The sequence below is a fragment of the Plantactinospora solaniradicis genome (genome assembly GCF_042658085.1).
GTDB lineage: Bacteria > Actinomycetota > Actinomycetes > Mycobacteriales > Micromonosporaceae > Plantactinospora > Plantactinospora solaniradicis.
The window spans coordinates 773,816-796,264 of the sequence record NZ_JBHSPR010000010.1 but is presented as its reverse complement, the minus strand read 5'-3'; the positions used below and the strand labels follow the sequence as shown (position 1 = coordinate 796,264).

Here is a 22,449-nt window from a genome sequence, read left to right as displayed (position 1 = left end):
GTCCGGCCTGGGAGCTACGAACACCGAGCCTGTGGGATTAGCGACGCCCGAGTCGATCTTCCCACCCCTGCTCACTCAACCACCAATGGGGATTCGATTGGACTTCACTCGATGAGGACGAGGTTGGGGCCGTAGCCGATGCACCGATCGATCACGGCAGGCAGCGCGACCGGCTCCGCGTCTGAGTAGCCGCAGTGATGTCGGCTACGCGTCGCCCCTGGCGCTTCCCGCGTCGTCGGCCGCGCTGATGGCCGATGCCATCGGGCGCATGGGAGCGTCCGGCAGGTCGCGATCGAGGTGGTCGGCGTGGAAGAGGGCCTGCCGGAGCAGCCCGCGGACGTGTTCGTCCGCTGCGGAGTAGTAGACGAACGTCCCTTCCCGGCGGCCCTTGACCAGTCCGGCGAGCCGGAGCTTGGCCAGGTGTTGACTGACGGCGGTCGGGGCGGCACCGGCGAGTTCCGCGAGGCAGGCAACGGATGACTCGCCCTGCAACAGCGCCCACAACACCTTGATCCGGGTCGGGTCGGCCAGCATGCGGAACGTCTCGGCCGCCAGGTGTACCTGCTCCTCGTTGGGCATCTCGAAATCCGGCAGCGACGTGTGCATATCGGCATCGCCATGGGCCGTTCCGGAGCCGACCTCGCCCTCGACACCGCCGACGCGGTCATCACCCGCGACGAACTCGCCACCCTGCCGACCGTCATCGGCCTGGCCCGCCGCGCCCGCCGACTCGTCATCGCGAACCTTGTCATCGCGGGCACCTGCATCGTCGTCCTGGTCAGCTGGGACCTGATCGGCACCCTGCCCCTGCCGATCGGCGTCGCCGGACACGAAGGCTCCACCATCATCGTCGGGCTCAACGGCCTACGCCTGCTGCCCAGCGCCGCCTGGCGTCGCGCCGCCAACCAGCGTTGACGAGGACTAGTGACCATCCCATCAACCGGCGACAACCGCCTCCCCAGCACCGATGGCCGACGTCAGAAACACCCCAAGGCGCCTTGGGGACAGCCCCGCGACACAGGGCCATCCGGTGAGCCATGGCCGAGGTCGGCCCTGAACGTCCACACGAGATTGGCCACGCCTTTGGACCGGACACTGGCCGTTCGGCACAGCTATCCAAACGGGTACTGAGCCGATCCGGGGGGCGTACGTTCCGCCTATGATGGGTGCCCAGTTCAGCCCTCGGAAGGACACCTGACCGTGCCAGACAGGGTGACCGCCCCGGACCGCCCGCCGGACGACAGCGCCTTGGTGCCTCCTACGGCTGATCCACCAGTGGCTGAGCCGGCGGGCGCTACGCAATCGCCACCCGTGAAGCCCGACGACGAGGTCCGGTGGTGGCGCTTCGGCTCGGTGGAGGTGCTCGCCGGGCTGCTCCTGCTGCTGGTCGTCTTCCGGGGGCCGGTGGCGTCGGTGATCTCGACTCCCCGGTTGCAGACCTGGACGACGGTCTTCGTGTCGGTGATGGTGCAGGCGGTGCCGTTTCTGGTCTTCGGGGTGCTGCTGTCGGCGGTGATCGCGGTCTTCGTGCCGCGGTCGTTCTGGGCGCGGGCGCTGCCCCGGCATCCGGCGCTGGCCGTACCGGTGGCGAGCGTGGCCGGCGTGGTGCTGCCGGGCTGCGAGTGCGGGTCGGTGCCGATCGCCGGTTCGCTGATCCGCCGCGGGGTCACCCCGGCCGCCGCGCTGGCGTTCCTGCTCGCGGCTCCGGCGATCAACCCGATCGTGCTGGCCGCCACCGCGGTCGCCTTTCCGGACAATCCGGAGATGGTGCTCGGCCGGGCGGTGGCGAGCCTGATCGTCGCGATGCTGATGGGCTGGCTCTGGCTGCGGCTCGGCCGGGCCGACTGGATCCGGCTGCCGCACCGGCCGGAGCTGGACGACCTGTCGAAGGGTCGCGCCTTCTGGGCGGCGGTACGCCACGACGTGGTGCACGCCGGTGGCTTCCTGGTGCTCGGCGCGATGGCGGCGGCCTGCATCAACGTGCTGGTGCCGGAGCGGTGGTTGCAGACGCTGGCCGACAACCCGGTGCTGTCGGTGCTGGCGCTGGCCGTACTCGCGGTGCTGCTGTCGATCTGTTCCGAGGCCGATGCCTTCGTGGCCGCCTCGCTGTCGCAGTTCTCGCTCTCCGCGCGGTTGGTGTTTCTGGTCGTCGGGCCGATGGTCGATTTGAAGCTGATCTCGATGCAGACCGGTGTCTTCGGCCGCCGGTTCGCGGCCCGGTTCGCTCCGGCGACGTTCGTCGTGGCCGTGCTGGTGGCCGTGGGAGTGGGGGCGGTGGTGCTGTGAACCGGCAGGCGCAGGCGGTGCTGCTGTTGCTGCTCGGTGGGGCGGTGCTCAAGGCCAGCCTCACCGATGTCTACCTGCGGTACGTCAAGGAGGGGCTGTGGCCGTTCCTGGTCGCCGCCGGGGCGCTGCTGGTGGTGGCCGGGGTGATGACCCTCTGGTACGACCTGCGGCGCCGGGGCCGGGAGCACGAGCACGAGCAGCACGGTGACGACGACGGGCACGGCCACCACGAGCCTCGGGTGGGCTGGCTGCTGCTGCTGCCCGTGCTCGGGCTGCTGCTGGTCTCGCCGCCGGCCCTCGGGTCGTACGCGGTCGGGCAGTCCGGGACGGCGTTGGTCGGCGAGGACTCGGGCGGGTATCCGCCGCTGCCGGCCGGCGATCCGGTGCCGATCACCTTGCTGGACTACGCCGGGCGGGCCATCTTCGATCAGGGCGTCTCGCTGGTCGACCGTCGGGTCCAGCTCACCGGGTTCGTCGCGCCCGGACCCGACGGGGAACCGATCCTGGCCCGGATGATCCTCTCGTGCTGCGCCGCCGACGGCCGGCCGATCAAACTCGGCATGTCCGGGGACCGGCCGAGCGGGCTGCCGCCGGACACCTGGGTGCAGGTGGTCGGCCGGTACTCCACGCAGCTCGGCAAGGACCCGGTCAGCGACGTGGACATCCCCTATCTGCACGTCGAGTCGTGGCGGCGCGTCGAGCCGCCGAAGCAACCGTACGAGTAGTTCCCGGGCGTCGGCATGGCCGGGGGCGAGATTCGTCAGCGGGGTCAGGGTCGGAGGCTCCGGAGGTATCCGGCGAACTTCTCCAGACCGTCGATGTTGCGTGGTCCGCTAATTCCCTCGTTGTAGTCGAGGACGAAGAACCGGTCGTTGACGACGGCGGGCAATTTCCTGGTGGTGGGGAAGGTCTTCAGAAAGTTGATCTTTTCCTGGGCCGGCTGGTCGCCGTAGTCGAGGATGACGATGATCTCCGGCTGGCCTTGGACGACGGCCTCCCAGCTCACCTGGGTCCACCGTGAGTCGAGCTGCTCGAAGATGTTCCGGGCGCCGGCGAACGAGATGATGTCGGTCGGCGGCACCTGCCGGCCGGCGGTGAACGGCTGGTCGGTGCCCGAGTCGTATAAAAATACCGGCGTCCGGTCCGTGCCGGTCGTCTGTGCCCGCACCGCCTCGACGCGCTGCCGGAAGCCCTGCACGACCTCGGTTGCCCGCGCCTCGACGCCGAAGATCCGGCCAAGGCGTTCGAGGTCGGTGTAGAGACCCTCGAACGGGGTCGTCCGCTGCGGAAAGCCCGGGTAGTTGAAGCAGGATTCGGTGTGGATAAAGCTCTGGATGTTGAGGCCATCGAGGATCTCCGGAGTGATTCCCCGCTTGTCGCTGAAGCCGGAGCCCCAGCCGGCGACCACCAAGTCGGCCTTGGTGTCCACGACCAGCTCCCGGTTGAGCAGGTCGTCACTGAGGAACTCCACCTTCGCGTACTCCTGCGCCCAGGGTGACTCGGTCACCGGCGGATTGGCCGGCGGCATCACATACCCGTGGACATGATCGGTGAGACCGAGCGCGAACATCTTGTCGGCACTGCCGCCCTCGTAGACGACGGCCCGCCGCGGGGTGGCGTATTCGACCTCCTCGCCACAGCGCTGCACGATCACCTTCCGATCCGGGTCAACGGGCTCCTCGACGGTGGCTCCGCAGGCGGACAACGCTAGAACGGCGATCAGGCCGGTAGCGGTGCCACGGACGGTCGCGGCCCGGTGGTGCGGGGTCGGCATCACGATACGGTCACTCTCCGATCGGTGTTGGGTGCGAGGTGTTGGCTGACGCGAGGGAATACAGCAACTGAGGGTCGCCGGTCAGGGGGTGAGTGACGACGGTGGCGGCCACTCCGAAGACGTTCCGCACGAGGTCGGCGGTGAAGACCTCTGCGGGCGTGCCGGCGGCGAAGAGCTGCCCGCCGGAGAGCACGCCGATCCGGTCGCACGTCGCGGCGGCGAGGTTCAGGTCGTGCAGGACCACCAGGACCGTCAGTGAGGTGCCCTTAAGCAGGGAGAGCAGCTCGATCTGGTGTCGAACGTCCAGGTGGTTGGTCGGTTCGTCGAGGACCAGGATCTTGGGCTCCTGGACGAGCGCTCGGGCCACGAGGACCCGTTGACGCTCGCCGCCGGAGAGGCTGAGTACGCCCCGGTCGGCGAGATGGGCGATGTCGAGCTGCGCCATGGCCTGGTCACACAGTTCCCGCTCCCGGCCGCTGAGTGCCCGGTTGCCGCGCAGGTGCGGCGTACGGCCCATGGCGACGACCTCCGCGACGGTGAAGTCGAGATCGGTACCGCCGTCCTGAGCGAGCGCGGCTATCCACCGGGCGCTCTTGCGCCGCGGCACAGTGGCGAGGTCCTCGCCACCGGCGCGCACCACACCTCGGCTCGGCCGTAGCGCCCGGTAGACACAGCGCAGCGCGGTGGACTTGCCGGAGCCGTTAGGCCCGACCAGCCCCACCGTCTGTCCCCGGCCGACGGTCAGGGACAGCTCGCGGACGAGCAGGTGACCGTCGACCGCGACCGTGACGGCGTCCAAATGCAGATCCATCGTCAACGACCGCCGAACAGGTAGCCCCGCCGACGCATCAGCGCGATGAACGCCGGAACTCCGACCAGTGCGGTGATCACACCCAGTGGAAGCTCCCGGGGAGCGACCACGGTTCGTGCGAGCAGGTCGACCCAGACCATGAACAGCGCCCCGGCAACAGGCGTCACCACCAGGACTCGGCTGTGGGGCGCGCCCACCACGATCCGGACCAGGTGCGGCAGGACCAAGCCAACGAAGGCGATTGCCCCGCTGACCGCGACCATCACGCCGGTGACCAGTGAGGTGAGCACGAACAGGCTGGTACGGACCCGGGTGCTGTCGACGCCGAGACTCGCCGCGGTCTCGTCCCCGAACGTCATCACGTCGAGCGTTCGGCTCCGATGATGCAGCAGCAGCGTTCCGGCGATCACCGCCACGGCGACCGGCGGCAGTACCCCCCAGGTAGCCGCGCCGAAGCCGCCCATCGACCAGAACAACAAGGTGCTCGTCGCCTCGCTGTCCGGCGAAAAGTAGATGATCATCGCCATGACGGACTGGAAGCCGAACGACATCACCACACCGGTCAACACCAGCCGCAGCGGAGTGAGCCCGGCCCGGCTATAGGAGGCGAGGAACACCAGCGCGGTGGCGACGAGCGCGCCGACGAAGGCACCCGCGGAAACCGCGTAGACACCGGCGAAGGCGAGCCCGCCGGACACGGTGACCGCGACCGCCCCGACCGACGCGCCGGAGGAGACACCGAGCACGAACGGGTCGGCGAGCGCGTTGCGCACCAACGACTGCACCGCGACCCCGACCGCGCCCAGGCCCGCGCCGACCAACGCCGCGAGCAAGACCCGAGGGGTCCGGATCTGCCAGACGATCTGGTACCGGGTCACCTCGTCGGCCGTGATGGTGTCCCCAGTGAGCCCAGCCCACAGATACCGAACCGTGTCCGCAGGTGGGATCACCGCCGCGCCCAGCCCGATCACCACCGGTACGGAAACAAGCAGGACGCTCAACAGCAGACCAACGATCAGCACCAAATTGCGTCCCGCAGCCCCGGAGGTACGTCGCACCCCTCGACCTGACGCGGCGCGGCCGTTCACCGGGTCAGGTTGCCGGACCACCCGGCCCCGGAGGGGGTGCGTCGGCACGGCGAGACCTCCTAGCCAAAAGGAAATGGTTTTCGCTTTCGTTCGGACGCTAGCACGACCGTTCCTGCCGGCGGCAAGTGCCCCGAGCACTCGATCGGGTCCTGACCTTGACAGCTTCGTGAGACCCACACACCGGTGCCCGCAGTGGGAGGGCAGGCCGCAGCGGAGCGGAACTCGGCGCCAATCGCAACGCGGTCGAGGCTCGGTGGATTGCCACCGCCGCACGCATGCCTACAGCCAGCACGCTGATCGAAGTCGGGAGGCGGCGGTCGATGCCGGAGCTGGCTCGTCGAAGACGACGATCGGTCGCCCGGCCAGCCGGGCGGCGACGCGCTGCTGGTGCCCGCCGGGAAGCGACCACCGGCGGCGGCGACCGAATTTCCGAGATCAAGGCGGCGCAGGAGGTCGCCGCCTGGCTGATGTCGGAGCCGTGGCGGCTGCCGGTTGAGGGCGACCAGGTCCAAGCCCGAGCTCTCCGCAGCCCCCCTACGTCCGCATCCCGGGGCCACACATTCCGGTGGCAGGCCGGATCTGCCACGTTCCCGTCGACGGCGGCCGGTCCGAACTCGATCGAGATGTCCGCAGCCGCGCCCGTCCGCATAGGATGAGTGACCAGTCCGGTCTGCGGAACGCAGCGTATGGACAGCAGGTCGGGGCGGTTGTGGCGGCGGCCGTCCCAGCAGGCAGCGGAGGAGAGGGATGAGCAACCGTACGAAGCTGCGTCCGCAATCGCGCGGGCCCGCATCGGTCGCCAAGACGCCCACCGGCCGCCGGTTGGCGTCACTTGCCTTGGCGTTCGCGCTCGGGGCCCTGCTCGCCGGTCCGATCGGCGCGGTCACCGCCGGCGACGATCCGGCCATGACCGACGAGGTGGCGCAGCTGCGCGCCGAGGAGGCTCAGCGAGACGCCGCCCAGATCGTCGACCTCACCGCCCAGGCCAGACTGGTGCAGCAAAGTCTCGTACCCGTTCTCGACGGGCTGGCCTCGGCGGTGCCGATCGGCGGGGAGCCCGGACCGCTCGCAGCCGGAACTGATGTGACCGGCTGGCAAGCGACGACAGCCAAGGCCGTCGAAGGCTTCGCCAACCCACCATCAGCCGGCACGGGCGTCAACATCGCCCGCTCCGGGTTGGCCGCAGCCGTACGGACGCTCGACATCGCCGTCGACACCTACGCGGCCGCGCTGGCCGTGCCAGCCGCCGCTCGCCCGCAGCTACTGGAGCTGGCCGGACGCCAGCGAGACGCCGCCGTCGCCACCTGGTCGACCGGCGCCACCCAACTCGACGTACTCAACATCGACGCGGGCAACGGACACGCCCACGTCTTCCTGCCCGCTGTGCCGGGCCAGGACGGGCTGACCGCCGACGGTGCTCCGGAAGGCAAGTAAGGTGCGCCGATCCCAGCCGCCGCGGCATTCGTACCACTGATCCTGCCCGCTCACTCGAGGAACCGGTCAGCGGGACTCGCGCGCTCGACCGGAGTACCGGCACCTGGTCCGCCACTACGACCGCGACCTGGTCGGTGGTTGCCGGCCGGGCTCGGTCGGCAACCACCACGACGGTCTAGTGGTCGGTGCAGCAGGGGGTCGGGTCCGGCACCTCGAAGGGCGCCAACCGGCCTCCGGCCACTGGCATCGTGACCAGGGTCAGCTGCCCGTCACGCCACTGCGGCCGGACGAAGTCCCGGGTGTCAACGAGCGTTTCGGGTGCGACCGGCAGTCCGCCGAGCTGGACCACCCGCTCGATGGCGCTGACGGCCAGTACCTCGTTCACGGTCAGCGTGCCCACCAGCCGCTCCGCGCCGGGAAAGAACACCGCTCGGCCGGACCGGCGGGCCGTGTGTTCGGCGGCGGCGCGGTCGGCGGCGTCTCGGTATCCGGGTTCGGTAGATGGCAGGCTGGCTGGAATATCGGTGTCGGTGGTCAGGCTGATCGCGACGTGCGGGTACGGCACCTGCGTCAGATGTGTACAGGCGACGAGCCCGGGCAGGCCGAGCGGCTGCACGTGTTGGCGCAGCCAGTGCTCGGCTTCCCGGTCCGTGCGATGCCCGAAGCTGAGCCCGAGCATCGAGGCGGCGGTGATCAACTCGGCAGGACCCAGATCGGGTTGGCGTAGAACCACAGGTCCTGCCACGGGTCGGCGGCGCCGGCCACATCGAGGGCTGGACCGACCGGGTCTACCCCGGCGCCCATCAGGCCTGGCTGGCTGCGCTTGCCGTCGGTGCCGCGTACCCGCAGGTAGAACGGCTCGTTGATGCGGCCGAACGAGTAGGTGAAGGAGATCCGCCCGGTGCGCTTGTTGACCTCGAAGGACTTCACGACACGGGTGTTCGGCGCGGTGAAGGTGTCCTTGTCGGAGACCGCGCCGGTGACCTTGCCGGCGATCAGGTCGACGCGGGCCAGCACCGGCACGAACTGCGACCAGTTCGGGGTGTCGGCCAGGTCGATGTCGATGGTCACCTCGACGTTCGTGCCGCGCTTGACCCGTAGCACGCCGCCGAGCGCCGTCCCGGAGTTCCCCCGGCGGTCACCGGCGACGCGGGCCCGTACGTCGAGGCCCTTGATCAGGCCGCCGTGGTCGACCCAGACCCGCCCGGCCCGGAGGCCGTCCATGACCGCCTTGTAGCTGAACGAGCTGGCGCCGACGTGGGTACGGCTGTACTGGCCCGGCCAGTAGTCGCCGGCCTCGGTCAGCAGCGGTCCGTACACCGGGTCGTTGGACTTGCCGTTGAGGTCGAAGTTGCTGTCCGGGCCCCGCTGCGAGGTGTCCAGGTAGTTGACGTGCGAGTCCGAGTTCGCGCTGATCCACCAGGCCTTGCCCTCGGCGAGCAGGCTGTCCCAGAGCCCACCGACGGTGGCGGTCATCCAGTCGTAGCCGCCCCAGGTCCGGTAGCTCTCCGCCGGGTAGCCGGCGAACGAATCCGCCGACGGGCTGTTGTCGTAGTAACCGCGGTTGCGACCCGGGGTCGCTCGGGGCAGCCCGGCCGCCTGGTGGCCGGGAGCACCCTCCATGCCGACCGCCACGGTCGGATCGGCGTCGCGCCAGGCCCGGATCTCGTGCGGCGAGTCGATGCCGCGCCGTGCCGGGTGGTTGGCCAGGAAGAGCGCCCCGTCGACGCGGCGGCGGCGGACCTGCTCGCCGAGGAACTTGATTCCGGCGATCGCGAGCGCCTCGTTGGCCGGAGACGAGCCACCGGCGTTCTTGACAGAACCGTCGAACGCGTTCTCGAACTCCTTCAGGACAGCGACCTCGTTACGTCCCGGGTGCACGAAGACCGTGGCGTGCTCGGCCGCCGGGATGTTCCACTCCATACCCTGGTACACGAGCAGGTCCTTGATCTGCTCCCGCGTCGCGACGATGTCCGGATTGACCTTCTCCACGCCGATCTTGGCATGCGCGACGCTGCCGTGGTCGGTGATGACGATCCAGTCCAAGCCGTACGCGTGCGCGTGCCGGGCCTGGTCGATCACCCGGTACTGAGCGTCCGAGCTGTACTGCGTGTGGATGTGGTGGTCACCGGCGAGCCACTTGAACCCACCCGTGGAGTCCCCGTCGTGACCCCGACCGTGGTCGTGGTCGTGGTCGTCGTCACCGTGGTCGTGCGCGAACGCCGGCGTGCCGCCCAGCACGGTCGCCGCAGCGGCGGCGCCGGCACCGAGCAGACCCGCGCGGCGCAGGAAACCACGGCGGGAGACGTCCGCGGGAGACAGTTCGCTGTCCGGCACGGAAAGGTCAAGCGCTGGCGGTACGTCCGCGTCGGCCGCATGGTCGTGATCGTGGTGATGCGGGTGGCCGTGGCCCATGTGCTGCTCCCTCAAAGGGTGAAGTCGTCGTCGCCAACCTCGTGCGGTAGCAGGAACAGCAGGTGACGCCCCGACATCGCACATGCGAACATGCGACTGCCAGCATGTGGGCTAATGAACCGGTTCGATTCAACCTCCACGCACAGCGCCAGGCCCGTCACCAGCCGGTATATGGCACCAGCCGCCTGGCGTTACACCCCGCGTAAGGTGCCATCCGTGCTTTCGGGCGAGCATCTTGCCAGGCGGTTATGCAGACAAGATCCGCAGGTTAAAACCACTATTTCTTGTTGCCAAACTATTGCAACTCTGCCACCGTGATCAGCCAAGGATGTTGGTGACCTGGCAGCGAATGAGCCAGCCATCTCAGGTCAGGTCATCAACTCCTGCCTCAAGCCGCCCGACGCCGAGTTGAGCGCTTCGGACTGGCCAGCTTTCCGTCGATACCTCATCTCCGCGGGAGACTTCCACGATCTGGATCCGTCCTGCCCTCCGGCCGGCTCGTGTCGTGGAGACGACCTCTTCCCAAAGTCGGAAGTGGTCAGGGTCGGCGACGTCGGCCCGTCTGCGGGAGGCGTTGCGCCCTCGTCGGGATGTGTCTCGCAAACGCCGTTGGCGAAACACGCCCGACCGGTCCGGCCAACACAGTCGTGGCCGGCCGTGAATGTGACGCCTTCTCTTAATCCGCGGGTTCGGGGTTCGAGTCCCTGGCGGCGCACCAGCGAGAACGATCCAGGGGCGGTCCACTGCGACCGCCCCTGACCCCTTTCTGATCCCAACGTCAGGCCTCATCGGTACGCCCTGCTCGTAGCGCAGCGTCGCGCACGAGTGGCGTAGATCCATCACAAGGCATCCAGACGGATGGCGGGATTACGTGCCGAGGGCAGGGCGGGTGGAGCGAGCGGACTACTCGGCCCAGGACCGGATGCACCCGTCGATGAGTTCCACGCGTTCCTCGACGGTTCCGGCGGGTACGTCGACCAGCTCAAAGCCGTGGTTCCGGTACGCCTGCTGGTGAACCCGCTCGAACGTGACCGACTGCGCGAGGCTGATCCGGCGCACCGCTGTCGGTCTGATGAACCCGAGCAGATGAACGAAGAAGACCCGAGGCTGATAGATCCCCTCCGCGGTCGCGCGGTCAACCTCCTTCATCAGGATCGGCGTTACCGGCAGGCCGAGGTAGCGGGCCAGCGCGAGCGTGCAGATCGGCGACCGGTCGAAGATCTGGACCGTGGTTGCCGGCGGTGCGGGTTGCTCCAGACGCTCCCGCTGGAGGAGCGTGATCGCGTCGATGAACCCCGGATCGCGCCACGCCTCGTCGCGGCCCAGGGCTTGCAGGTGGACGTTGACGTCGGTCGCCGCCTCGTCGACCACGGCGTATCCGCGGCCCCGCAGCGCCGCCAGGATCGTTGTCTTGCCGGCGCCCGGCGCGCCGGTGATGATGTATCGCCGCATAGCGGCAGATCCTCCTGGGCGTGGCGTGGCGCCGGCGCACTCGATGGGCGGCGAACAGAGTGATAGTGATGCGTTCCGTAGTCGGCCAATTGCTGCGGGTGTCACTGGCGTCAGTCGATGGCCGCACGGCTCGTCGAGGGGATGCCTCGGGCGAGCCGACGCCGACCTTCGGAAGTACCGGTAAATAACCGAAACTTTCGGTTGAGAAACCCGGAACAGTCTGTCAGCCTAAAGCCATCCATCGATGTGACCGCTAACATGATCTTTCTACCCTCTGGAGGTCCGTCCGCCTGGCGAGCGCCCATGGCTCCGCGACGCTGAATCAGTCCGCCACCCCAGAAGGTCGATACGTTCCACGACCAACCGTCCGGTCGGTCGACTGGGGATCACTCACCATAACCACCCGGTGCTCTTCCGGAACCCGAATCGGCCCACGTCCTGTCGCGGTCCCCGCCGGTCGGGCGTACGGGGCAGTATGGCCGACCTCGCGAGTTGGGCGAGCCCTTACCCGAACAGCGCCGGAACGTCGTTATCCCACAACTGGAGGATCAGAATGATCTCCCGGACCCGTCCCTCCGGGCGTCGATTCCGAGCACTCGTGGTTTCCGGATTCGCCGCGATAGTTGCGACCCTGACCGTATCGCTACTACCCAATCTCGCCCAGGCCGCCGAGGCTACCCTCGGCGCGGCCGCAGCCCAGTCGGGCCGGTACTTCGGCGCCGCGGTCGCTGGCGGCAGGTTGGGCGACAGTGCGTACACGACGATCTTGAATCGGGAGTTCAACAGCGTCACCGCCGAGAACGAGATGAAGATCGACGCGACCGAGCCGCAGCAGAACAACTTCACTTTCGGTAACGCCGACCGAATCGTCAACCACGCCCTGAGTCGGGGTTGGCAGGTGCGTGGGCACACCCTGGCCTGGCACTCGCAACAGCCGGGCTGGATGCAGGGCATGGAGGGCAGCGCGCTGCGCTCGGCGATGCTCAACCACGTCACCCGGGTGGCCACGTACTACCGGGGCAAGGTTGTGGCCTGGGACGTGGTGAACGAGGCGTTCGACGACGGCAACAGCGGCGCGCGTCGCAACTCGAACCTGCAGCGTACGGGCAACGACTGGATCGAGGCGGCGTTCCGGGCCGCGGACGCGGCGGACCCGAACGCGAAGCTGTGCTACAACGACTACAACACCGACAACTGGAGTTGGGCCAAGACCCAGGCCGTCTACCGGATGGTGCAGGACTTCAAGCAGCGCGGTGTGCCGATCGACTGTGTCGGTTTCCAATCGCACTTCAACGCCAACTCGCCGTATGCGAGCAACTACCGCACCACGTTGTCGAGTTTCGCCGCTCTCGGTGTGGACGTGCAGATCACCGAGTTGGACATCGAGGGTTCGGGCAGTTCGCAGGCGACCACCTACCGCAACGTGGTCAACGACTGCCTCGCCGTTCCTCGCTGCAAGGGCATCACGGTGTGGGGCGTGCGGGACTGCGACTCGTGGCGTTCCAGTGGCACCCCGCTGCTGTTCGAGTGCAACGGCAACAAGAAGGCCGCGTACACGTCCACCCTCGAGGCGTTGAACAGCGGCACCCCCGTGCCCACCACCCCGCCGGCCACGACCACCCCACAGCCGACTCCCACCGGGTCGGGCCCGATCAACTCGAACGCGTGGTACGAGGTGGTGAACCGCAACAGCGGTAAGTTCCTGGACGTGTGTGGGGTCTCCACGGCCGACAACGCCTGCATCCAGCAGTACGCCCGCTCGGGCGGGCAGAACCAGCAGTGGCAGTTCGCCGACTCCGGCAACGGCTACTACCGGATCCGGGCACGGCACTCGGGCAAGGTGCTGGACGTGTCCAACTACTCGACCGCCGATGGTGGCGCGATCGTGCAGTACACGGAGCACGGCGGGTCGAACCAGCAGTTCCGGGTGGCCGACTCCGGCGGGTACTACCGTTTGATCAACCAGGGCAGTAACAAGGCGGTGGAGGTCCAGAACGCGTCCACCGCCGACGGTGGACGGGTGGTGCAGTACACCGACCACGGCGGCACGAACCAGCAGTGGCAACTGATCCAGGTCGGCGGATCCACCGACCCGACGCCGACGCCGACGGCCAGTGTGACGCCGACACCGACACCGACGGGCGGTGGATGCTCCCTTCCGTCGTCGTACCGCTGGTCATCCACGGGCCAACTGGCGACCCCGAGGTCGGGGTGGGTCTCGCTCAAGGACTTCACCTACGCCCCCTACAACGGCAGGCATCTCGTCTACGCCACGACGCACGACACGGGAACCACGTGGGGCTCGATGAACTTCGGCCTCTTCTCGAACTGGTCCGAGATGGGCTCGGCGAGCCAGAACGCGATGTCTTCGGGCACCGTCGCGCCTTCGCTCTTCTACTTCGCCCCGCGGAACATCTGGGTGCTGGCCTACCAGTGGGGTGGGCCCGCGTTCTCCTACCGGACGTCGAGCGACCCCACCAACGCGAACGGTTGGTCGTCGCCGCAGACGCTGTTCTCGGGGAGCATCTCCAACTCCAGCACCGGACCCATCGACCAGGCGGTCATCGGTGACGGCACGAACATGTACCTGTTCTTCGCCGGGGACAACGGCAACATCTACCGGGCCAGCATGCCCATCGGGAACTTCCCGGGCAGCTTCGGCTCGTCCTCGACGGTGATCATGAGTGACTCGACGAACAACCTGTTCGAAGGGGTCCAGGTCTACAAGATCCAGGGCCAGAACCAGTACCTGATGCTCGTCGAGGCGATCGGCTCGCAGGGGCGCTACTTCCGGTCGTTCACGTCCAGCAGTCTGGGCGGTTCGTGGACACCGCAGGCCGCAAGCGAGAGCAATCCCTTCGCCGGCAAGGCCAACAGCGGCGCCACCTGGACCAACGACATCAGCCACGGCGAGCTGATCCGCAGCAACGCCGATCAGACGATGACCGTGGACGCCTGCAACCTGCAGTTGCTCTACCAGGGGCGTTCCCCCAGTTCCGGCGGCGACTACGGACTCCTGCCGTACCGGCCGGGTCTGCTGACGCTGCAACGCTAGTGGCGTCACGCAGGCCCAGCCCGGGTGTTCCTGACCTTCGCGGGAAACGGGCGAACGCCGAACCTGGCGAACGTTCACACGGCTCGTGGTCAGGATCGAATGGATCTGGAGCGGCGGGCTCGGCACAGGCCGAGCCCGCCCTTCCGAAGGGTCGCTGTCCGTACTCGTCGCTTCAGGCAGGCGTGGGCATCGTCGCTGTCCATGACCACCTCCGGTCCACTCGACCCGTACCGTGGTTCGGCTGTCGGATGGTGGTGGAGGGACGGGCTGCCCGCCGAACACGCCCTGTCGGGGCAAGTGAAAGGAACAACACGTGAAGTCAGCCCTTTCCACCGTCAGGACCTCGTTGCTGGCAGTCGCGGTGCTCGTCTCCGCCACGTTGCCGGCCGTAGTTACGGATCAGATGCCGGCCTCGGCGGCGGCCCAGGCGACCTACTATGTCGCTCCGGACGGTAACGACGCCAATCCAGGAACGATCACATCCCCATTTAGAACCGTGCAACGCGCGCGGGACGTCGTTCGCACGGTAAATACGAATATGACCGGCGACATCTACGTGTACCTTCGCGGCGGAAGTTATCCGGTAGGCAGCACGATCGAGTTCGGGTCGGGCGACTCTGGCACCAATGGCTACCGGGTCATATATGCTGCCTATCCCAACGAGACGCCAGTTCTCGACGGCGGTGTTCAGGTGACCGGGTGGACCCAGCACAGCGGTAACATCTGGAAAGCGCCGCTCGATCGGGCCAACAAGCTGCGTACGCTCTACGTCAACGACAAGCGTGCCCATATGGCCTCGAAGACGATTAGCTCGGCGGGATGCTACGGAACCTACAACATCACGGCCGGGCAAGCCGCGTGGGCCTGGGAATCAGGGTCGCAGTGCGATGGTGCCAAGTACAGCATGTCCGACTTCCCTGCTGTCGCCCGCAATCAGGATGATATCGAGATCGAAACGGGGACCACCTGGACCACCGCCATCGTGGGAGTCCGCCAGGTGACCACCAGTGCCGATGGCGCGAACCGCGTGGCGCTGTTCCAGCAACCAGGTGCGGCCATCGCCCAGGGCGCGTACAACGGTAACGCCCAGGTCGGCGGCACCCACAAGGTCATGAACGCCTACGAGTTCCTGGACGCGGCGGGCGAGTTCTACTTCGACAAGACCAGCCGGACGCTGTACTACTACAAGAGCAGCACCGAAAACATGTCGACCGCGACGGTATTCGCACCGAACAACGTGTCCACCGTACTGCGGATCGCCGGCACCTCGACGAGCAGCCACGCGCGTAACATCACGTTCTCCGGCCTGACCGTGCAGCACTCCGACTGGAACCTGTTCAACGTTGCCGGTTCCGCGTTCAAACAGGCGCAACAGGGCAATCTGGGCGCGCAGGCGTATGCGAAGGGGAACTTCCACGTCTACTACTACCGCAACGTCGACGTTACCCCCGGCATCATCGACGTGCAGAACGCCGACGGCATCGTCCTGCTGCGGAACCGGGTCCAGCACACCGGCGCCGACGGGATCAACATGATCAACGACGTGCAGGGCACGCAGTTGGTCGGGAACTACACCAATGACATCGCTGGGTCCGCTATCACCGTGGGCCATCCCCAGCACGTCTACATCGGAGACCACACCTCGACCAATCGCGAGAAGTATTCCCCCCAGGTCGAAGGGCTGCCGAAGAACATCGACATCAGGAACAACTACGTCTACGACAGTGCGGTCCTGTTCAACGGGCACAGCCCCATCTCGGCGTACTTCGTCGATACCCTCACGGTCCAACGCAACCGTATCGAGAAGGCTCCGTGGTCGGGCATAACGCTCGGTTGGGGATGGTGGAACTTCGACGGATCATCCGGCTCGATCGTACCCAACCGACCTACCACGACGGCGAGAAACAACAACATCAGCTACAACCACATCATCGACACGGTGCAGCGCCTCAGCGACACGGCTCCCATCTATACCCTGGGCAGTCAGCCGGGAACCACAATCAACAACAATTATCTGCAAGGCGTTCCGGCCGGCCACAAGTATGGACTTCACCCGGACGAGGGCTCGGCGTACATAACGTTCCGGGACAATGTCCTGAGCGTGGACAAGAATATCACCTGGCTTATCAACTCGGACGACTTCGGGCGCAAGCACGATCTGAGCATCACGCAGATATACGGCCCGATCAACAAGGTGTCCGAAAAGAACCTGCCCAACAGCACCATCCACGATATTCTCGTCTCCTCCGACTACGTCTGGCCGGCGGCGGCCTATGGCATCGCCGTGAACTCCGGACTCGAGGACTCCTTCCGGGACATCATCCCGCCGAGCAATCTCTCCATGCCGGACTACGTGTTGCCGGCCAGCACGTTTGTCGGCGGCGGAACGTCGTCGATTCCGATTCGAGGCACCGGCGACGCGACCAGGACGGTCTGGTTGGCGCCCTCCGGTACGACCACCTTCGTCGCGGGCCCGACGATGACCAGGGCAGCCGGAACCGCCACCTCCATCGCTGTCCCCACGTCGGCGGGTGAGTACCGGCTCTACGTCCTCGACGCGCAGGGCAATCGATCAGCCGAGTCCACGTCGATCGTCAGGCAGCAGAGCAGCGGCGGCGGCCTACAGAACGTACAGCTCGTGGGCGGCCAGTCGGGCCGGTGCGTCGAGGTGCCTGGCGGCACGACCGCCAACGGCGCTCAGGCGCAGCTCTGGGACTGCTCCGGCAGCACGAATCAGCGGTGGACCCACACCGCGAGCAGGCAGCTGACCGTGTACGGCAACAAGTGCCTGGACGCGTACGGGGCGGGCACGACCAACGGCACCACGGTCGTCATCTGGGACTGCCATGGCGGACTCAACCAGCAGTGGAACGTCAACGCTGGCGGCACCGTCACGAACGTCCAGTCCGGGCTGTGTCTCGATGCCGATGGCGCTGCCACCGGCAACGGGACAAAGATCATCCTTTGGTCGTGCAACGGCGGTGCGAACCAGCAGTGGAGCCCACGCAACTGAACCACCAGACCCGGGGCCGGGCCGACCCTGCCCGGCCCCGGGCCAACCCGCCACGGCGGCGCACCGGCGACCTCCGTCGCGCTAGGGGGCGATCCGGTACGCGCGGATGACGGTCTGTTCCGCGGAGTTGCCCGCGGAGTCCGTCACCGTTGCCCGTAGGGAGACGAATCCGGTCGTGTTCGGGTGCGTCACCGAGACGGTCCGGGTGTTGCCGGATCCCGAGACGGTGGCGTTGGTCCAGGACGCCCCGTCGTTGGTCGAGTACCGCACGGCCACGGTCCGCAGGCTGCCCGGTGTCGAGCCGGGCTGTGCCGCGAGCGTCACCGGGAACGTGAACCTGGTGGCGGCCCTCGCGGCGTTGTTGTCGTCGAGGGTCGGGCGGAACGAGGTGGTCCACAGCGGAAGCGGAACGGGCGCGCTGCCGCTCGGGGATCTCGAACCGAACGTCCACGCCGCGGTGATCCGGGTGGAAAGCTCGGCCGGTGCCGGCCGCTCCACCGTGCCCTCCAGCCGGTAGGTCGATCGGCCCGCCGGTACCGTCACGTCGGGCCAGGGGCCGTCGGTGTTGTCGGCGATGATCATCCCGTTGCGACGGAGCGTGTACTGCGGGGTGGCGCCCCATCCGGAGTGCCCGAACCCGTCGCCGAGGATCGTCGGATCCAGCCGGATGGTGTTGCCGGTACGGTGCACCCCGTCGGACGATGCCCCCAGTGCGGAGTACGACGGGCCGAGCACGGGCTCGTTCCACCCCTCGGTGACCGTGCTCCCTGCGGTGTACGCGCGCGGCGCGCTCTCCAGCGAGATCGTCGAGGCGCGCGACGCCGGATGGAAGTCCGCGAACGTCGAGAACCAGCGCAGACCGTTGCCGGTGCTGTAGTACTCGGTGTGGTTGAAGGGCAGGTCGAACCCGATCGCGAACTGGCCGGCCCACAGCTGGTCGCCGAAGAACGGGTACGACGACTTGTTTCCCCGGGTGTTCGGGGCGCTCTCGGCGAGCCGCGCGTCCACCCGTGCCAACGACGTCGTCCGGTAGGACTGGGTGAACCCGGTCGGCACGTACTGCTCGAACCGCGTAACAAGGTGGTAGCTGCGGGGCGAGTTGAAGAAGTCGTCGCCCGGCCCCGGCTGGGCGAGTGTGATGTTCAGGAAGCTGGACAGCCCGGTGGTGCGTTGGTCGGGGTCGACCTGGCCGAAGGCGATCGGGTTACTGCCGGCGTCGAACAGGTTGCTGTACGTCCGCGTGTTGCTGGCGTCGTCGAGCCACGTGTAACCCAGTTCGACGCTGAGCGGCCGCTCGTCCGGGTCGTCGGTGACGTCGACCTCGACCGGCCGCGCCGCACGGGCGTCGAGGGTGATGGTCTGGTCGTGGTCGATGCGCACGCTCGGGCTGACCAGCATCGTCTCCCGCGCGTCCGGGTCGGCCGAGTCCCCGATCCGGGACTGTAGGAAGTACCTCCCCTGCCGGATGTACCGGGTCATCGGCTCGCTCTCGGTGCCGAGGAAATAGTCCTGCCCACCGTCCAGGGAGAACAGTATGGTACTGCGGGAGGTGGCCGGCTCGCCGGTGCTGGTGAGGTGGTGGAACGTCACCTCGCCACCGGCAACGGCCCGGTCGACCGCGTAGGGGGTGACGACCCGGAGGTTGTCGCCGGCCGTCGCCGTGATGGCTCCGCCGTAGTGCCCCTCCGCGCCGTCGACCGCGGTGTTGGCGGTGAACCGCACGGTGGCGCTGCCGCCCGCCGGTACGGTGACCGACGAGGCACCGAGCGAGAACATCCCGGCCGGTGCGGCCGCGCCGTTCGGGTCCCGGCTCGTCAGCGCCAGGTTGAGGGTCAGGGCCGAGGCGCCGGTGTTGGTGTACGTCACGGTGCGGTCGAGCACCGGGTCGTCGTCGTGTGGGTGGTGCTGACGGCCCAGGCTGAGACTCGGCGGGTCGGCGAACACCGTCTGGTCGTACCCGCGACCGATGTCGAGCCGACCGGCGCCCTGTTCGAAGACCGGAGTCGGCTCGTGGGGTTGGGCCGAGCCCATCAACGCCGACTTGAGCTGGGCCCCGGTCCACTCCGGGTTGCGCTGGGCGAGGATCGCCGCCGCGCCGGCCACGTGCGGCGCGGCCATCGACGTGCCGTCGAACTGTACGTAGGACTCGCCGGGCGGCGTCGAGACCCCCGTGGAACTGGCCGCCGCGGTGATGCTCTGGCCGGGTGCGGTCAGGTCCGGCTTGATCGCGGTGTCGCCGACGCGAGGGCCCCGGGCGCTGAAGTCGGCCAGGTAGTCGTCGTCGCGGACGGCGCCGACCGACAGCGCCGCGTCGGCGGTGCTGGGGCTCTCGACCGTCATCTCGCCGGCGCCCCTGTTGCCGGCCGAGACCACGAACAGCGTGCCGTGCTGCGCGGTGAGGGTGTTGACGGCCTCCTCCATCGGGTCGATGCCGACGGTGTCGGCCCCACCGAGGCTGAGGTTGACCACATCCGCGCCCTGCCGCGCGGCCCACTGCATGGCGGCGATGATCGCCGACTCCTGGCAGTTGCCCGAGGCCGCCACTATGCAGACCTTGCCGTTGAGCAGTGCTGCGCCGGGTGCGACGCCCTTGTAGGCGCCGTCGGACGCCGCGCCGGTGCCGGCCACGATCGACGCCACGTGGGTACCGTGGCCGAGCATGTCCCTGGTGTCGGGCTCCGAGGTGAAGTTCTCGGCGGCGACGACCTTCCCCACCAGATCGGGGTGGGTGGTGTCGATGCCCGAGTCGAGCACGGCGACCTTCGCGCCGGTGCCGTCGTAGCCGGCGGCCCAGGCCGTGGGCGCGCCGACCTGTGGCACGCTGCTGTCGAGGTTCAGGCTCAACTTGCGGTCCAGCCACACGCCGCCGATCTCGGCGCGCAGCTCCCGCCGGCCGGCGCCGGTGGTGATCTCGTTCCAGAACGACGCCGCCGTGGCGGACGACGACTCCACCGCGGCTCCGCCCACGCTGGGCAGGTCCCTGGCGAGCCGCGCGCGGCCATTGCCGAACCGTTCGCGTGCCGCCGGGCCGCCGTTCTTGCCGTACTTCACGATCAGCGGCGTGCCCCCGCGGCTGCTGTCGTAGCCGTACGCCGCGAGCGTGGTCACGTCGAACAGGTTCCGGTCGAGCTTGCCCTCCACTACGAGGTTCTCCGCGTCGGACGGCACGACGTGGACGTGCCCGTCGACGTCGCGGTACGTGGCGAAGTGGATACCGCGCCGGTGCTCGGCCGGATCGATCTTGACCGGGCCGGTGGCGTCGAGGGTCACCCGGTCACCGGTGAGCAGCGTTACGACGCGGGTGGTGTCCGGCCTGGTGTTCTCCCGTGCGGTGTTCACCCGTGCGGTGTGCTCCCGCGCCGCCGAGACCGTGGGTGTGGGCCGAGGCTCGGCGGACGCGCCGACCGGGGTCGTGCCGACGAGTCCGGCTGCCGTGATCAAGGCAGCCGCGGCAGACGCCAGGTAGAGGCGTTGTCGCATGCGGTGCTCCATTCCGGACGACCGACCGGAGCTTCACGGCGGCACTGCCGTCCACCCGGTCCGGTGGAGGGACATCTTCGAGGCTCGCTGGTCAGTGTCTCCACGCCGTGAACCATCGATAGACATTGAACTCCAAAAAACGTCCCAGTGGATTGGTGCCCTCGGGGCTGCGCACCCCTCGTCGTGACCTGCTCCGGGTACACCCAGCCCTACGGGCGGAGTACCCCTGGCTGTACCACCATGTCGGCAGTAGCCGGGATTGGTCGCCACCTTCCTGGTCCATACCGTTTTGGACATCGAAAGACGTTCCGTCCTTGCCCTCGGGTCGGGCGTCACGAATGGGGATCCGGCCGAGTGGGCGCCGGGCCCGATCGGAAGGAGTCGACAATGTCCAACCCGGAGTCTTTCTCGCGCCGTCGCACGTCCTGGGGTCGTACCGTCGGAATGTTGTCCGTGGCCGCCGCGGTCCTTGCCGTCGGCATGCCGGTCGCACAGGCCCAGGCGCCCAGCCGGACCGGGGCGGAGGCCGCGACGGGCTGGTCCGGGATCGTCCGCGAGCCCGTCTCGATCGGCATGGAGAAGAACTGGACGTCGAAGGGCGAGTTGACGTACCCACGGGGGGCGGGCAAGCGGCTGCCACTGGTGGTGCTGCTGCACGGCAGCGGTGACAACGACATGGATCAGACCCTGCCCGAGGGTGCCGGTTCCATCTTCAAGCCCGTGGCCCAGGCCATCAACCGGAAGGGCTACGCCGTCCTGCGCTTCAACAAGCGCGGCGTGACCGACGTCGGGCCGGTGCTGACCGACGACGTCGCCCAGCTCAACCCGCCCGAGCCGTACGAGCAGATCCTCCGCGACGCGGCGTCGGTCGTCCGCTTCGCGGCCAAGCTGCCCAGGATCGACCCTTCCCGGATCCTCCTGCTCGGTCACAGCGAGGGGACACAGGTCGCCAGCAACCTCGCCGCGAAACCCGCCGCCGCCGGCATCCCCGAGCCGGCCGGGGTGATCGCGATGGGCGTGGTCGGCTCGAACATCCGCGAGCTGATCACCTACCAGCTCTTCGGCGCCCGGCTCGCCCAACTGCATGAGGAGTTCGACGTCAACGGCGATGGACAGCTCACCGCCCGGGAGTCGGTGGACGGGCTCATCGGACAGCCGGACGAGCTGGTCACGTACTACCGGAAGGTGCTGTTCTCCGGCGCGACGCTGAACCCGGCGACCGACCGTGACCGCGACGGCAGACTCGCCATCGACGCGGAGGTCGGCCCGGTCCTGCGGACGGAGAGCGGCATCGACAACTACCCGTACGCCAAGGACATCCCGCCGGACATCAGCGCCTACCTCCTGGACATCGACCGGTTCAACGACGTGACGGAGGACCTGCCCAGGTTCGGCGGCCCCACGCTGCTGCTGAACGGCGAGAACGACGTCCAGACCCCGGCCCGCTCGGCGCTGATCGCGGACGCGGCCATCGCCAGGGCCGGGCGTACGGACCACACGGTCATCACCTACCCGGGGGTGGGGCACGCGATGAACGTCACCTCCAAGTTCACCGGCTCGTACGGCGAGCCCGACGCGGCCGTCCTGGCCGACCTCGGGCGCTGGCTCGAAGAGCACCGCTGAGCACCACGGCACCCGAGC

Annotated in this window: 15 protein-coding genes; 7 read left to right on the top strand and 8 right to left on the bottom strand. The window is 68.0% G+C overall.

What is annotated here, in order from left to right; all coding sequences use genetic code 11:
• Positions 1–204: 204 nt before the first annotated feature.
• Complete coding sequence (locus ACFP2T_RS16100; RefSeq protein WP_377422209.1) at positions 205–579, bottom strand: ArsR/SmtB family transcription factor; 375 nt, start codon at positions 577–579, stop codon at positions 205–207.
• A gap of 39 nt (positions 580–618) precedes the next feature.
• On the opposite strand from ACFP2T_RS16100, the gene ACFP2T_RS16095 reads away from it, so the two are divergent.
• The 3 genes from ACFP2T_RS16095 (at position 619) to ACFP2T_RS16085 (ending at position 3,011) form a co-directional block, all read left to right on the top strand.
• Positions 619–915, top strand: a complete 297-nt coding sequence (locus tag ACFP2T_RS16095) for a hypothetical protein (protein WP_417629206.1) — start codon at positions 619–621, stop codon at positions 913–915.
• Positions 916–1,311: 396 nt separating this feature from the next.
• Positions 1,312–2,286 carry a permease gene (locus ACFP2T_RS16090; protein ID WP_377422207.1) on the top strand — a complete coding sequence of 325 codons (975 nt, stop codon included), beginning with the start codon at positions 1,312–1,314 and terminating at the stop codon, positions 2,284–2,286.
• Positions 2,283–3,011, top strand: a complete 729-nt coding sequence (locus ACFP2T_RS16085; protein ID WP_377422205.1) for a TIGR03943 family putative permease subunit — start codon at positions 2,283–2,285, stop codon at positions 3,009–3,011. Before ACFP2T_RS16090 ends, ACFP2T_RS16085 begins: the two co-directional genes overlap by 4 nt.
• 44 nt (positions 3,012–3,055) lie before the next feature.
• Here the strand turns inward: ACFP2T_RS16085 and ACFP2T_RS16080 are convergent, their stop codons facing one another.
• The 3 genes from ACFP2T_RS16080 to ACFP2T_RS16070 are packed head-to-tail and all read right to left on the bottom strand — an operon-like array spanning position 3,056 to position 5,893.
• Entirely contained in the window at positions 3,056–4,060 is a 1,005-nt protein-coding gene (locus tag ACFP2T_RS16080) for an ABC transporter substrate-binding protein (protein WP_377422203.1), read from the bottom strand.
• A 10-nt stretch (positions 4,061–4,070) separates the two neighbouring features.
• Entirely contained in the window at positions 4,071–4,871 is an 801-nt protein-coding gene (locus tag ACFP2T_RS16075; protein WP_377422201.1) for an ABC transporter ATP-binding protein, read from the bottom strand.
• Positions 4,872–4,873: 2 nt separating this feature from the next.
• On the bottom strand, positions 4,874–5,893 hold the full coding sequence (locus tag ACFP2T_RS16070; protein WP_377422199.1) for a FecCD family ABC transporter permease: 1,020 nt from the start codon (positions 5,891–5,893) through the stop codon (positions 4,874–4,876).
• Positions 5,894–6,706: 813 nt separating this feature from the next.
• Between ACFP2T_RS16070 and ACFP2T_RS16065 the strand changes: the two genes are divergently transcribed.
• Positions 6,707–7,393 (top strand): hypothetical protein, encoded by a 687-nt coding sequence (locus tag ACFP2T_RS16065; protein ID WP_377422197.1) that lies wholly within the window; start codon positions 6,707–6,709, stop codon positions 7,391–7,393.
• A 175-nt stretch (positions 7,394–7,568) separates the two neighbouring features.
• On the opposite strand, the gene ACFP2T_RS16060 is transcribed toward ACFP2T_RS16065, so the two are convergent.
• From ACFP2T_RS16060 to ACFP2T_RS16050, 3 genes are all read right to left on the bottom strand, one after another.
• Entirely contained in the window at positions 7,569–8,090 is a 522-nt protein-coding gene (locus ACFP2T_RS16060) for a hypothetical protein (RefSeq protein ID WP_377422195.1), read from the bottom strand.
• Positions 8,087–9,808, bottom strand: coding sequence for a PHP domain-containing protein (locus ACFP2T_RS16055; protein ID WP_377422193.1), 1,722 nt, complete (start codon positions 9,806–9,808; stop codon positions 8,087–8,089). The genes ACFP2T_RS16060 and ACFP2T_RS16055 overlap by 4 nt, the downstream gene beginning before the upstream one ends.
• 903 nt (positions 9,809–10,711) lie before the next feature.
• Positions 10,712–11,260, bottom strand: coding sequence for an AAA family ATPase (locus ACFP2T_RS16050; RefSeq protein WP_377422191.1), 549 nt, complete (start codon positions 11,258–11,260; stop codon positions 10,712–10,714).
• A 553-nt stretch (positions 11,261–11,813) separates the two neighbouring features.
• Here ACFP2T_RS16050 and ACFP2T_RS16045 point away from each other — a divergent pair.
• Both ACFP2T_RS16045 and ACFP2T_RS16040 read left to right on the top strand, forming a co-directional pair.
• Positions 11,814–14,315 (top strand): non-reducing end alpha-L-arabinofuranosidase family hydrolase, encoded by a 2,502-nt coding sequence (locus tag ACFP2T_RS16045; RefSeq protein ID WP_377422189.1) that lies wholly within the window; start codon positions 11,814–11,816, stop codon positions 14,313–14,315.
• A gap of 313 nt (positions 14,316–14,628) precedes the next feature.
• Positions 14,629–17,328 carry an RICIN domain-containing protein gene (locus ACFP2T_RS16040; RefSeq protein WP_377422188.1) on the top strand — a complete coding sequence of 900 codons (2,700 nt, stop codon included), beginning with the start codon at positions 14,629–14,631 and terminating at the stop codon, positions 17,326–17,328.
• 81 nt (positions 17,329–17,409) lie between these two features.
• On the opposite strand, the gene ACFP2T_RS16035 is transcribed toward ACFP2T_RS16040, so the two are convergent.
• A complete protein-coding gene (locus tag ACFP2T_RS16035; protein WP_377422186.1) occupies positions 17,410–20,808 on the bottom strand; it encodes a S8 family serine peptidase in 3,399 nt (1,132 codons plus the stop codon).
• Between the two features lie 453 nt (positions 20,809–21,261).
• Here ACFP2T_RS16035 and ACFP2T_RS16030 point away from each other — a divergent pair, with 453 nt between their 5' ends.
• Positions 21,262–22,431: an alpha/beta hydrolase family protein gene (locus ACFP2T_RS16030; protein WP_377422184.1), complete on the top strand. Its 1,170-nt coding sequence runs from the start codon at positions 21,262–21,264 to the stop codon at positions 22,429–22,431.
• The last annotated feature ends 18 nt before the right edge of the window (positions 22,432–22,449 follow it).